At 68.6% G+C, this 12,382-nt stretch carries 14 protein-coding genes; 11 read left to right on the plus strand and 3 right to left on the minus strand.

Translation table 11 applies throughout. The features are described from left to right. The first annotated feature begins 228 nt into the window (after positions 1–228). The 5 genes from ACLQ28_RS33665 to ACLQ28_RS33685 all read left to right on the plus strand — a co-directional run bounded on the left by ACLQ28_RS33665 (position 229) and on the right by ACLQ28_RS33685 (position 5,785). Positions 229–1,593 (plus strand): S8 family serine peptidase, encoded by a 1,365-nt coding sequence (locus tag ACLQ28_RS33665; RefSeq protein ID WP_425690292.1) that lies wholly within the window; start codon positions 229–231, stop codon positions 1,591–1,593. Positions 1,594–1,626: 33 nt separating this feature from the next. Then, the gene (locus ACLQ28_RS33670) at positions 1,627–2,220 is read left to right on the plus strand and encodes a hypothetical protein (protein WP_425690293.1); all 594 of its coding nucleotides are present in this window, start codon (positions 1,627–1,629) and stop codon (positions 2,218–2,220) included. Position 2,221: 1 nt separating this feature from the next. After that, positions 2,222–3,601, plus strand: coding sequence for a WXG100 family type VII secretion target (locus ACLQ28_RS33675; protein ID WP_425690294.1), 1,380 nt, complete (start codon positions 2,222–2,224; stop codon positions 3,599–3,601). A 334-nt stretch (positions 3,602–3,935) separates the two neighbouring features. Next, a complete protein-coding gene (locus tag ACLQ28_RS33680; RefSeq protein WP_425690295.1) occupies positions 3,936–5,546 on the plus strand; it encodes a hypothetical protein in 1,611 nt (536 codons plus the stop codon). Beyond that, positions 5,543–5,785: a hypothetical protein gene (locus tag ACLQ28_RS33685; protein WP_425690296.1), complete on the plus strand. Its 243-nt coding sequence runs from the start codon at positions 5,543–5,545 to the stop codon at positions 5,783–5,785. Before ACLQ28_RS33680 ends, ACLQ28_RS33685 begins: the two co-directional genes overlap by 4 nt. Positions 5,786–6,065: 280 nt before the next feature. Here the strand turns inward: ACLQ28_RS33685 and ACLQ28_RS33690 are convergent, their stop codons facing one another. Further along, positions 6,066–6,209 (minus strand): hypothetical protein, encoded by a 144-nt coding sequence (locus tag ACLQ28_RS33690; RefSeq protein ID WP_425690297.1) that lies wholly within the window; start codon positions 6,207–6,209, stop codon positions 6,066–6,068. A 211-nt stretch (positions 6,210–6,420) separates the two neighbouring features. Here ACLQ28_RS33690 and ACLQ28_RS33695 point away from each other — a divergent pair, with 211 nt between their 5' ends. Beyond that, positions 6,421–7,017 carry a hypothetical protein gene (locus ACLQ28_RS33695; RefSeq protein ID WP_425690298.1) on the plus strand — a complete coding sequence of 199 codons (597 nt, stop codon included), beginning with the start codon at positions 6,421–6,423 and terminating at the stop codon, positions 7,015–7,017. 12 nt (positions 7,018–7,029) lie between these two features. Here ACLQ28_RS33695 and ACLQ28_RS33700 read toward each other — a convergent pair whose 3' ends face one another. After that, the gene (locus ACLQ28_RS33700; protein WP_425690299.1) at positions 7,030–7,332 is read right to left on the minus strand and encodes a hypothetical protein; all 303 of its coding nucleotides are present in this window, start codon (positions 7,330–7,332) and stop codon (positions 7,030–7,032) included. 392 nt (positions 7,333–7,724) lie between these two features. Here ACLQ28_RS33700 and ACLQ28_RS33705 point away from each other — a divergent pair, with 392 nt between their 5' ends. Genes ACLQ28_RS33705 through ACLQ28_RS33715 form a run of 3 tightly spaced genes read left to right on the plus strand, consistent with a single transcriptional unit; the run spans position 7,725 to position 8,614 of the window. Beyond that, complete coding sequence (locus ACLQ28_RS33705) at positions 7,725–8,000, plus strand: hypothetical protein (protein ID WP_425690300.1); 276 nt, start codon at positions 7,725–7,727, stop codon at positions 7,998–8,000. Between the two features lie 3 nt (positions 8,001–8,003). Next, entirely contained in the window at positions 8,004–8,336 is a 333-nt protein-coding gene (locus ACLQ28_RS33710; RefSeq protein ID WP_425690301.1) for a hypothetical protein, read from the plus strand. Next, positions 8,333–8,614, plus strand: a complete 282-nt coding sequence (locus ACLQ28_RS33715) for a hypothetical protein (protein ID WP_425690302.1) — start codon at positions 8,333–8,335, stop codon at positions 8,612–8,614. Before ACLQ28_RS33710 ends, ACLQ28_RS33715 begins: the two co-directional genes overlap by 4 nt. A 68-nt stretch (positions 8,615–8,682) precedes the next feature. Here ACLQ28_RS33715 and ACLQ28_RS33720 read toward each other — a convergent pair whose 3' ends face one another. After that, positions 8,683–9,450, minus strand: coding sequence for a hypothetical protein (locus ACLQ28_RS33720; protein ID WP_425690303.1), 768 nt, complete (start codon positions 9,448–9,450; stop codon positions 8,683–8,685). An 877-nt stretch (positions 9,451–10,327) separates the two neighbouring features. Here ACLQ28_RS33720 and ACLQ28_RS33725 point away from each other — a divergent pair. Then, positions 10,328–11,569 carry an IS110 family transposase gene (locus ACLQ28_RS33725; RefSeq protein WP_425690304.1) on the plus strand — a complete coding sequence of 414 codons (1,242 nt, stop codon included), beginning with the start codon at positions 10,328–10,330 and terminating at the stop codon, positions 11,567–11,569. A 26-nt stretch (positions 11,570–11,595) separates the two neighbouring features. After that, positions 11,596–12,285: a hypothetical protein gene (locus ACLQ28_RS33730; protein WP_425690305.1), complete on the plus strand. Its 690-nt coding sequence runs from the start codon at positions 11,596–11,598 to the stop codon at positions 12,283–12,285. The last annotated feature ends 97 nt before the right edge of the window (positions 12,286–12,382 follow it).

Consider the following 12,382-nt stretch of genomic DNA (forward strand, 5'->3'; position numbering starts at 1 on the left):
ACTGCCTCGCCGTCCGGACGTCGGCAAGATTTGAATGAGTTCGGTGGCGCCGTCGGTGCTGCCCGTGTAACGACGTCTCCACCGAGATGAGCAAAGCCAACCAAGGTGTGGGGCTGAGAAAATCAGACGTGGGGCCCGGGCCCGGCTCGAGCCGGACCGTAGCCGCAGCGCGTAGTGAGTCGTCGAGGTTCGGGGAGTGCCGTGCGTACGGGTAGAGGTCGCCGATCGGTGCTGAGGTTCGCCGTCGCCGTGTCGATGGTGGGTGCGGTGGTCGGGTCCGGGGTGGTGGGTGTGCCGGCTCCAGCGTCGGCGGCTGACACGGTACGTGGCCTGCAGTGGTATCTCGACGCGCTGCAGATCCCGCTGGCCCACGGGATCACCAAGGGGCGTGGGGTGACGATCGCCGTCATCGACAGCGGCGTCGACGCGACGCATCCGGCGCTCGCCGGCCAACTGGCCGGGCGCCCCGGTGCTGCCCCGGCGGGATCTCCTCAGGGCAGGGTCGACCGGGACACGAAGGAGGGGCACGGCACGTCGATGGCCGGCCTGATCGTCGGGCGGGGCGGCGACCGGAACCGGCAGCTCGGGATCGCGCCGGAGGCGAAGGTCCTGCCGATCGCGCTGAGCGGCAGCGAGGGCAACGGCTACGACGGTGAGGTGGCCCGGGGCATCCGTTGGGCCGCCGATGCCGGCGCTGGCGTGATCAGCCTGTCCATCGGCATCGAGCAGCCCGCCAGCATCCGTATCGTCGAGGCGGTCCAGTACGCCCTGGGCAAGAACGTCGTGCTCGTCGCGGCGACCGGCGCGGGCGGTCGGACGGTCAGCTCTCCGGCCAACACACCCGGCGTGATTGCGGTCAATGCGACAACCCGATCGGGAGGCCTCGCCGGCGCCTCGGTCGCCGGCCCTGAGGTGGTTCTCGCCGCTCCGGGCGACGACATCATCGCTCCTGTGCCGACGGTGGTGCAGGACAACGGTTACGCGGTTGCCTCGGGCACTAGTCAGGCGACCGCCATCACGGCCGGGGTGGTCGCGCTGGTGCGGTCACGCTACCCGGACCTGGACGCGGCGAACGTGATTAATCGCCTGATCCGGACGGCTCGGGACGTGGGGGTGCCGGGTCGGGATCCGGAGTTCGGCTTCGGCGCGGTGGACGCGCTTGCCGCGTTGCAGCGGCCGGTGCCAGCCGTGGACGGCAACCCGCTGCTGGCGGCCGGCGTGCAGCCGGGTGGAGCGACGACCTCCCCGAAGGGCGCGCAGACCGAAGGGCCGGCTGTCGCCATCAAGGTCAAGAACAAGGCCGGCCTCATCGTCGCGGGCGTGCTGTGCCTGGCCGTCGTCATCGGCGCGGTGGTGCTGGCTGTAGTCGTCGCACGCCGCCGGCGCCGTCGCACCGCGCCGCCGGTCGGACCCGGACTGGGTGGAGCGCTGGTGGGTGGTCCGGGGTTCCCGCCGTCCGGGTACGGGCACCCGGCCGTCCCGCAGCCCCTACCCCCATTCCCTCCGCCCTCGTCCCTACCGGGGCAGGCCGGTGGATCGGGGCAGCCTTGGACCGCGCCGCCCCAGGGCGGAGGAGGCCCGCACCAGCGCTGACGCACCATCGACCGATCAACGGGGAGGACGGAGATGAGCGACGAGGGCAGCAGCCCACCGCAGGTGGAGGGCTGGGTGCGGGTGCCGCCCGGCGTTGTCGACGTGATGCCGGCGGGCAGCCCGTTGCGGCCCATTGCCACGGTGGCTGCGCACGGGCCGGCCGTGGGGTTCCGTCAGGATGACGTCCGCGCCGGCGCAGGATCGGCGCCGTCGCAGCTCGTGGACGGGCCCGGTCAGCGTGACGTCACCGAGTGGGAGGCGGACCGTCTGGAAGCGGCCGCCGACAACATCGAGCGGCACGCAAGCTACCTGCGCCGGCTCGCCGTCAACATGGAGGAGATCAAGGACCTGCTCGGCGGCGACGCGGCGCTGGCCAGCCCGGGCGGCGCGCTGGGTGGTTTTCCCAAGGGGCTGAGCCTGGCCGCCGCTCACCATGGTCTGCACCGGACGACCTCGCAGTCGCTGACGAATCTCTCCGACGACCTGTACCGCGCTGCCGATGCTCTGCGCGAGGTGAAGCGCAAGTACGACACCGCCGAGGACGCGAACAAGATGTCAGCGCAGGAGATGCAGCGAACCTTGAGAGCCGGCGACCCCGGTCCGGGCCCCAGCGCGGAAGGAGGCTGACGTGAGTGCTCTGAGCTGGGAGGACATGGCGCGGCAGGTGTTGGTCGCGGGCCGGCCGGCCGACGTCACCAGCGCCGCGTTGGGCTGGCAGGCGTTGCTGGGCAACATCGATGAGGTAAAACGGCTTCTGGACGCCGACATCCACGACCTCGGCGATAGCTGGAAGGGCCCGGCATACGACGCGTTCCGCACGCACATGGAAGGGCTGACCAAGCAAGCGGAGTCGATCGTGGACGGCGCCCGGGAGCCGGGCAGCGATCAGCACAGCATCGTGACCGTCCTGCAGACCGCCGCGCAGGACCTGGAGCGTGCGCAGAACGCGATGCCGGTCCCGCAGGGGTGCGTGGGCGACCTGGCGGCGGCCCGCAACGGTGCCATAGTCATCGACACGGGGCTGTTCGAGGCGAGCATCCGGGCCGACTTCGCGGGTAGTTGGCCGGTGGAGAAGTTCGGCCAGCTCAACGACCGGATCGGCGAATTCTTCAACGACAACACCGAGGACGCGCGCAAGGCCTACGACCGGGTCAGCGACGACTACGCAGACCGGGAGCGGGAGACCCCCGGAGGCGCTCTGTTGGACGGGTACACAGATGGCGGCCCGAGCGGCGTGAACCTGGAAGGTCCGCCAGGCACTGGCGGTGCCGGTAACGCAGCCGGCCTCGGCGGAGGGCCCTCAACCGGCGGTCTCGGTGGTGAGCCTTCTCTGGCAACCGGATACACCGGCTCCGGCGGGGCAGGTTACGGCTCGGGCGCCCACCCGGACCTCTCCTCCGGCGCCGGCGGCTACGACGGCTACGACGGCAGCGACGGCAGCGCCCCAAGCGGCAGCGGCAAGCCCTCAGTCGTCGGCAACGACCTCGGTGGCGGTGCTCTGGTCGGCGAGTACAGCAGCGGCTTGGCCAGCGCAGGCGCAGGTACGGGAACCCTCACCGGCGTGAACTCCGGGTTCGGCGCCGGCGGGGGTCTGCCCAGCGCGACCGGCCTGGGCGCTGGGGGCGGTGGCCTTGGTGGCACGGCAGGCCTGGGCGGGGCCAGCGGCCACATCCCAGGCGGTGGCTCCCTGGGCCGCCCGGTCAGCCTCGGCATGCCACCGATGATGGGCGGCGCGGCTGGTACCGGTGGTGCCGGACGCGGTGCCAAAGGTCCGTCATCCAGCAGGGGCGGTGCGGCGATGACGCCTGGCATGGTCGGCGCGGGCGGCCGGGGTGGGGCCGGCAGCACGGGCGCCCGTGCTGCCGGCGGTGGCGTCCGGGGCGGCCTGACTGGGACGAACAGCGGGGCCGACGACGGCAACGAAGAATCCCAACACGGCACATGGCTCAGGGAAGACGACGACGTATGGGGCGCGGACGACGACGGCACGGACGGCGTGTTGCGCTGAGGCTCGCCCTCCCGACCAGTTCTCCGCAGGTTGACGGCGGCGGTCGTCTCTGGGGTCGTGCCCGACAATGATCGCGGCAGACCCATCCGGAGAACAGGGATACCGACGTGCCCTCCAGGTCGGCCAACAGCGGGGCGCCGTCACCCAACGACGGCGAGTTTCGGCCCAACGGCGGCTGGCCGCCGTCTCCGTACCCCGAAGATCATTTATTTGGTTTGGGTCATGTCTGACGGTTGGTTGCCACCCGCTGCGGAGTCACCGTGGCGCTGCGGACGAATGCGCTCGCTTGGTCGACTCATGGGCGACAGAATGGCTGCGATCATGGTGACCTGCGGTGGGAACGGGGGCGTCGGTGGACGCGATGTCGCTGGGCACGGTGCTGCGGCGGTGGCTGCGAGCTATGTCCGCCAGCTCGAGCGAGTCGCCGGAACCTGACTATCTGCCTGAGCTGCCGGTCATCGAGTGGGTGCGGGCTGGGGCAGGCGGTGCCGATCGAAGCGTTAGCCCCGCAGAGTTCTCTGCCGCGTTGCTGATGGTGGCCCGCGACGGTGAGCCGGGCCTGCGGGCCGTGGCTGTGGATGCGCTTGGTTCCGCTGAGGCGCGGTGGTGGTTGGCGGTGGATGAAGCGCTGCGGGAGCGGTGGTCGTCGGCGCCGCGCTGGTCGCGGAGCCTCGCGGCGGAGCTGGCTGAGGGTGAGGTGGAGGTACTGCGCCTGGTCGTAGCCGGCTGCCACCGGGACGGGCGGATCCGCGAGGCGGCGGTCGTTCACCTTGCTGATCACGCGCACCCGGCTGCGCTGGCGGTGCTCGCGCTTCGGACCGCCGACTGGGTGGCCGAGGTGCGCCAGCGGGCAAGGGCGGCGGTGGATGGTTGGCTGCGGTCATCGCGGGGGTCGTTGACCCAGCTCACGGAGATGGCGTTCGCGCTGCGCGGTCGAGGTCAGGGCGCCTGGTTGGCCGAGCGCGTCGAAGGTGTCCTGCGGGGCCTGCCATTGGACGGCTTGGAGCCGTTGCTGGCAGCGCGGGATCGTCGGACCCGGCGGGCGGCGTACCAGGCCGCGACGACTGGTGGCCTGTTGAGTGTGAGCCGATTGATCACGGCCGCGATGAAAGACGATGACCTGCCGATCCGGTCCCTGTGCGCCCGAAGTGCCGTTCAGGCCGCGACGGACCCGGCTCAATTGCGAGGGTTGCTGGTCAGCCGTACTGCGCTGGTTCGGGCTGAGGCGCTGCAGGCCGTGACTGCGGTCGGTGATCTGGGCGCTGCTGAGGCGGCGTTGCCTGATCGGCATCCGCTGGTGCGGGCGATCGCTCAGGCTGGGCTCCGCCGCGGCGGAGCGGATCCGGCAGACTTCTATCGTCTGCTTGCTCGGCGGGAGCCGCCGGCGCCGGGGGTGATCGCCGGGCTGGGCGAGACCGGTGGCGTCGAGGATGCCGGCCTGGTTCGACGGTGGCTGGCGCATCCACGTTCGCGTGGTCGGGTCGAAGCGGTCCGCGCATTGCGTCGCCTCGGCGTGACCCGGTCGGCCGACCTGGTGCCACTGCTGCGCGACGAGTCTGGCGCGGTGACCCGCCAGGTGGTGGCGGCCCTGCGACACGACCTCGGCGCCCTGGACCCAGAGATGCTTGAGGCCCTACTCAGGCCGGGCAACGCGCCGCATGTCCGGTTCGCGAGCTACCGGTTACTGACCTTTGGCAACGCATGGCAGCGGCTGGCCACCAACCTACGTCTGGTCGATGATCCCGACGACCGGTTGCGCGTCGGTGCGCGGGCGGACATCAGCGCGTGGCTCAATCGGCAGGCGGCCACGACCTATCACGGGCCATCCCGGAATCTCGCCGCCGAACTCGACAAGCTGATCGAGCGTGCCCGTCCGATCCTGGGCGAGCACAAGGTCCGGCTGCTGCGGTTCCACGCCGGCCTGCCCCATCAGGCCGCGCCATGACCGGCGACGACATACCTCGCCCGCTCAGCGACATCGAGCGGGACGTCATCGCGCGGCTGCTGTCCGTGCCGTTCCCTGGGCGCGACGAGTTGCGTGCGCAGGTGCCGTTCGCCACAGTCGAGGGTCGGTGCGGGTGCGGCTGCGTGACCGTCAACCTTGCTGTGGACCGCGCCGCAGCGCCGGCTCCGGTGTTGTCCGGTGCACCAGTGTCGGCTGACATCAGCGACGACGAGTTCTAAGCCGGCATCGTGCTACTCGTCGATGGTGAGGGCTATTTGTGCTGCCAGGAGGTCTACTCCACCGATGACGAACCCGTCCGGCGGCTCCCACCTGCGGAGCGGATCAAAGCCCGTCCGCAGGGATAGGCATGGACCTTCAGTCGGACGGGAGACGCGTTGGCCGAGTGCGGTGGAGCCGGATTTTCCGAGTCAGGTCTGCTGACGAAGCCGGTCGAGGCTACGGTCCGACGGCGGTCACCTGCTCAGCTGCGTCAGGTCCGGCAGAGCCCGAGAACCATCGTCATCGTCTCCGCAAAAAGGCGTAGACGATCTTGTTGGAGGCGAATTCCGAGATGTTGACGAGGTCCCAGCCGAACTGCCCGAGGACCTCGGCGGCAGCAACCGCCTCGCTGACCTTGTCACCGCCGAGGCCGTGATGAGACACCACGGCCAGCAGGGATAGGGGTACGTACGAAGATCGGCTTGGCCCTGCAGGACCGCCCGGGCGGTGACCATGCGGGTCCGGGTGATTTGCTCCGGGGTCTCTGCGGCGGCCATACCCGGCACCATAGTGGCTCGTCGCTCGGGCAGTCTGCCAGCTACGCAGCCGGTATGTTCGAGACGTGTCTGCGTCGGCCGGTGTTTCTCGTATTGTCATGGCGCTCATTGCGGTACTCGCCACTGCCGCCTGTGACGGTGCCTCGGCTCCGGTGAGCGCGCCGACCACAGGGGCGGCCACGAGCAGCGTTGCCTCCACCGCGCCCACCGCCTCGCTCGGCCCCATCTATCGCGCTCAAGACCTGGAGCTGTGTAAACGTATTGACCTTCGGCCATTGGCGGAGCTGTCCCTGACGGTTGCCCGCACCGATCCGAAGCCACCGCTGGGGCAGCCGGGTGCGTCGTGTCTGTTCGAGATGCGGACGAAGGACGGGCATCAGGCGAATCTGCGGGTGGAGGCGTCCACGCCAGCCAGCGAGCAGGAGGCTCGGCTGCTCTACCGGGCCACGGCGCAGGTGACGGTGATGACTCCAGCCGGCGTCATCACCGGTGTGGGCGACGAAGCGGAAGCCTTCACCAGGCGCTCCGAGCCCGGCTTCAAGTACGCCGAGTACATGGTCCGCGCGCGCACGGGCAACCTGGTGGTGAAGGTCTGGTTGGCCGTCGGCGGTACTTCTTACGCCGCCACCGAGACGCTTGCGCCGAAGGCGTTGACGTTCCTCAAGGCGACCCAGGCGGCCGTACCCACGGTGTGATGCGCCCGTCGGTCATCCCTTGACGGCCTCCGGCCACCGCCCACCGGGTAGCTTCGAGTGGTCGCCGACCTGCGTGGCGATGTCCCGGATGTTGCCCAGCGCGTCGACGAAGCGCTGGCCGATGGTGAGCAGAACGTCCAAGCCGGCGGCGACCAGGTCTCCGACCGACTCGGCGAGCGTGGAGATGGCCCAGGGTAGGTCGATGACGGTTGCCCCTCGGACGCGGCCTGCGCCAGTTTGCCGACCAGTCCCGTGATGATCTTCGCGAGTTCGACGGCGTAGTCGACGTTCGCCTTGGCGATCGTGAACAGCCACTGGCTGATGACAGCCATCGGGATCAGGCGTAGCCCGTCTGCCGCCCCGACGACGATCCCGAACACACCGACAAAGCCGAAGAAGATCGCGACGTTGGCGATGGCGGCGCGCAGGTTGCCGTAGGCCGTGTCCTGGAAGTCGGAGACCGCACCTCGAACGTCCCGCTCCGCCTGCGCACGGTCCTCCGCAGACATCGGCCTGCGTGACTTGCGCCGGGCCCTTGTTGCTCCCCGCAACCATGCAGCGACGATAGCAACCACCCGCCGATCCAGGCTGTCCCTAATCGAGCGTTCTAGAGGCAGCGAGAAGGCATCACAAGCGCCGGTCGTGTCTGGGTTCGAACGTCAAGCGCTGGTGGAGTCCAGTTGCTCACCAGGGCTTGACGCCGCCAGTTGGCAGCGGACGACGTCCTGATCGTCATCAACCTGGCCTCGGCTGTCGGCACGGCGACGATCGAGACGGGTATCGGGCCAGTCGTCGGCTATGGCGTGGCTGCCTACTACGCCTGGCAGGCGTACGACCTCTACAACGAGATTTCGACCTTCTACGGCAATGCCGAGGCCACCTTCAAGGGCATCGCCGGCACCATTGGCATGATTCAGGCCGGTGCTGCCATCGCCGCTCTTCCCAACCTCGAGCCCTATCAGCACCCCGGACAGCAGGGATAGGCCATGATCGACGAGATCCACCGCCAGCCGCTGGCCCGCGCGGTCCTGACGACACTCGCCAAAAGCCGTGCCGGCAACGACCCACTGGGTTCCCTGGCCCGCACCGTCCTCAGCGGCGAGGCTGACCTGCGCACGGCGGCGACGTTCTCCTGGCACGGCCAGGCGCTGGACGACGCCTTCACGGCATCGCTCAACGAGCGCGACGCCCTCACGCGCGACGAGCGCATCGAATGGGAGCGTCAGGCGCAGCAGCTTCGTGAGGCGGGCGCAGAGCTATCCGTTGAGGTGGAGATTCTGGACAGTCTTACGACCGAGGGCCGGGAGGAGCAGCGGTGAGCGCCAGCATGCGATGGAGACTGGCCGTCCCGTTGATCGGCCTGAGCCTGCTGTTCGTGGTCCCGACCATCTACGGCACCTGGGTGTTCTGGTCCGATTTCGGAAACACCTATAGGTCGCTCAGCGTCGTCATCTGCCTGGCCCTGCTGGCACAGCTGGCGATGGCGGTGTCGATCGGAGTACGGCCGAGCCGGGATGTGCCGTGGCTGCGGATCGGACTGATCGCGGTCACGTTCTTGGTGGCCTGCGGTGTTGCGGCGGTGCGGAGGTCGGTCTGACCTCGATCGCACCGAAGCGGTCGCTGCTGATGCCGATCAGACTCCTTGCCGGAGCCTGTGATGTCGACTCAGCCGAGCGGCTCCGGAATGTCGGATCCGACGCGGTAGTTCACCTTCCCCTCAAATTCCTCGACCAGGGGACAGCGCTGGCACTCTTCTGCCAGGGCCACCACGCCGACCTGCCGTCGCTGGATCGCCGGGTGGTTCGCCACCTCGTCGAAGGTGTGGTCGAAGACCCCAAGGCCGAGGCTTGCGGCGCCCGGGGCGGCGGCTTTGAGTGTGTCGATGTTCTCGATCGAGCCGTCGCACTCGACTACGACGATGTCGGCTGGTGCGAGTCCGAGCGATTCGACGAAGCCTTTCGCACCGAGGCTGAGGGCGACGATGTCTTCGAGGATGCGCACCGAGTGCGTGTAGGAGTCGGCGTTGGTCCAGGCGTCGTAGACGCGGCTCAGCCAGCGGCCGTACTCCGGCTCAGCGGGATTGGTGCGTCCCGGTGGGGCGTCGTGCGTGGCGTGCGGCAGGTTGAAGTCAATGACCGCCGGCCCGAGTGACGCGAGATCGTCGTGAACGTCAGTTGGGTCGTTGTGGAGGTCGACCACGGCCAGGACACCGGCGAACAGGTGGGGTCGGTTGCGGAGCAGTTCGATACCGCGGACCGCCGCATCCGACGTCGACCGACCGCGGTTGCTGACACGATGGCGGTCATTCGCCACGGGCCGGCCGTCGATGCTTACGCTGACCCGGACGTCGAAATCTCTGCGGTGGATGTCGCCAGACGGCGGAGGAGGGTTAGCCATGCGTATCTGCGTCGCCTGCCGATTGGACCAGCGCACCGTTGTTCGTATCGGCAGTTGGGGCGTGCCGCACGGTACTCCCGGGCACCAGGTCACCTACCGCTGGACCAGCCTGTCCGCCTGTCCATTGTGCGAGGCCGGGCTTCTCGTGCACTTCGATCATGACTGCTTTCACCAACCCTGGGAGGAGCCATGGGACATGAACTGGTCGTGGCCGGTCCCCGTTGACGGAGTTCATCAGCTGAACGCTGCTCTTGCCCGATGTCCGGATCCGCTGCATCCGTCGTGCGAGTGCCCTGTCCACCGGTCGTTGCGGGACAGCATCGAAAGCGCACCGCCACGTGAGGTTCCGCTGACGGTCGCGCTGACCGAGGAAGGGCTGCCACAGATTCGGTCAGCACCCATGCCGTGAGGCAGGCGCCACACGGTGGCAGGGCCAGCGGGGGCGATCGGACCTGGCGGGATTCTGTGTGGCACCCCCGTTTACCCGTTACCTAATGAATCCCGAACGGTCCGTCGCGGCTCGCGGGATGCCTGCCCGTTACCCGACCTCTGAAGGTCTCCAAAAAGATCGGCAGCGTGGGCGGCGACGGGCCGTTGACGGTGGTGGTTCGGCTCGTCGAGTACACGCCTGCACACCTCTGGGCTGGTGAGGCCTCGTGCAAGACCGGCGGGCCGGCGCGTCCGGACCACCTCCGTGGCTTGAGGCAGCATGTTGATCGTGGTTGCAGCCCGCCCGCACGGCACACACCTCGCGAACCGGGAGCCGACGAGCTCTGAACGCGAAGACCGGAACCGTGCGGGTCGCTGGAATCGCGAACGGCTCATCGGAGGGTAGGCCACAGAGCCTCGTCATTAGGGCGCCGCGCGTTTCCGCCAGAGGGTTCGCAACCAGGTCACAGGAAGGAGTAAGAGGTTGAAGGTGTTCTGCGGCGTCGACTGGTCCGAGCGGCACCACGACATCGCCCTGGTCGACGAGCACGGCCAACTGGTCGACAAGCGCCGCATCAGCGACAACCTGGAAGGGTTCACCTCGCTGGTCGACATGCTCGCCGCAGCCGGTGACAGTGCCGATGCACCGATCCCGGTGGCGATTGAGACACCACGTGGGCTGCTGGTCGCAGCCCTGCGCGCGACCGGGCGCCGCGTGTACTCGATCAATCCTATGGCGGTGGCCCGCTACCGGGAGCGGTACTCGGTATCGCGGAAGAAGTCCGACCACGTCGACGCGATGGTGCTGGCCAACATTCTGCGCACCGACGCCCACGCGCACCGGGCGCTACCGGCCGACAGTGAGCTCGTGCAGGCCGTGGCGGTGCTCGCCCGTGCTCATCAGGACGCCACGTGGCGACGGACCCGCGCCTCGAACGAGTTGCGGTCGCTGCTGCGGGAGTACTTCCCTGGGTTCCTCGACGCGTTTGCCGGTAGGAAGGGGTATCTGACCAGCCCGGACGCCCGCGCTGTGTTGGCCATCGCGGCAACGCCGGCGGAGGCGGCCAAGCTGTCCCGCGTTCGAATCACGGCGGCGTTGCGCCGCGGAGGGCGTCAACGTGGCGTCGACGAACTCGCCGCCGAGTTGTACGAGGCCCTGCGCCGTCCGCAGCTGCGGCAGTTGCCCATGGTCGAGGCCGCGATGGGCTGCCAGGCCCTCGCGCTACTGGCCACGCTGAACGTCGAGTGCGCCAGCGTCGACCAGCTCACCGAGGCCACCAGTGAAGCGTTCCGCCGCCATCCCGACCACGAGATCGTCACCAGCTTTCCCGGCCTGGCCGACGTCACCGGCGCCCGCGTCCTGGCCGAGATCGGCGACGACCGGACCCGGTTCGCCGACGCACGGGCGTTGAAGGCATACGCCGGATCCGCACCCGTCACCCGCGCGTCCGGCCGCAGCATCTCCGTTACCCATCGCAAGGTCAAAAACGACCGCCTCGCCGCCGCCGGCTACCTCTGGTCGTTCGTCGCGGCCACCCACGCCCCACCCGCCAAACAGCACTACCAACGTCGCCGCGACCACGGCGACCGCCACCCCGCAGCCCTACGCAACCTGTTCAACCGGCTTCTCGGCTGCTTGCACCACTGCTTGGTCACAGGACAGCGATACGACGAAACCGCTGCGTTTGGATCGACGGCGCATCAGGTCCGAGCCTCGAGGGCATAATCGCGGATGTGTCAGACAGTGCCACCGTGATCCGGCTGATAACGGCTGCCACACGAGAGTGCCTGGAGCCGCTGGGACTGCGACGTGGCAAGTCGCGTTCCTGGTACGACGATCGTGACTGGTGGATCATCAACGTTGAGTTCCAGGCGTCTCGTAGGCCGGGCACCTACCTGAACATCGGTGCCATGTGGCTATGGACCGATCAGGAACACTGGTCCTTCGACGAGGGTTGCCGCGTGCATTGGCAAGGTGACGGCTCCTTTGCCTCCACGACACCGTTGGGCGAGCGTGGATGGACGAACTTCCTCGACTTCCGGACCGCTGACCAGTTCTCCCACGACGTCCGTTCACTAGCCCAGATCGCCGCACGTCGCGTCGCCGAACTACGGGCGCAGTTTCCCGATCCACCTAGCGTGGTAAGGCAGTTGGCCTCACGACGAACCAGGTCCGACGAGTCGCCATGGTGGCACGCCTACCACACCGGTGCCGCGGCCGCGTTCTGCGGGGACGCCGCCACGGCCAGACGAAGCTTTGACCGCATCACACCCAACAACCTCGGTGTCGAGTGGGAGCACGACCTGGCACGAAGGGCGTCCGAGCTGAGCAGCCTCGCCAATGACCCCGATGCTCTGCGACAACGCCTGCACACCACTGTCCAAGCGACGAGGCAACGGCTGAAACTGTCTCCAGGCCCGACCGCAGCGCCCGGCTCTTGACCGTTGCGGAGATCGGAGGTCTTTTTGATCGTCCCCAGCCGGGGACCCTCGGTCGCCCGGCCCGGTATGACTTCCTGCCCCTGTCGTTCGGATGATC

Source organism: Micromonospora sp. DT201 (genome assembly GCF_049841575.1).
Taxonomy (GTDB): domain Bacteria; phylum Actinomycetota; class Actinomycetes; order Mycobacteriales; family Micromonosporaceae; genus Micromonospora.

Coding starts and splice junctions, on each gene's coding strand:
- ACLQ28_RS33670 (WP_425690293.1), top strand. CDS start 1,627: ATGAGCGACGAGGGCAGCAGCCCACCGCAGGTGGAGGGCTGGGTGCGG.
- ACLQ28_RS33685 (WP_425690296.1), top strand. CDS start 5,543: ATGACCGGCGACGACATACCTCGCCCGCTCAGCGACATCGAGCGGGAC.
- ACLQ28_RS33695 (WP_425690298.1), top strand. CDS start 6,421: ATGGCGCTCATTGCGGTACTCGCCACTGCCGCCTGTGACGGTGCCTCG.
- ACLQ28_RS33710 (WP_425690301.1), top strand. CDS start 8,004: ATGATCGACGAGATCCACCGCCAGCCGCTGGCCCGCGCGGTCCTGACG.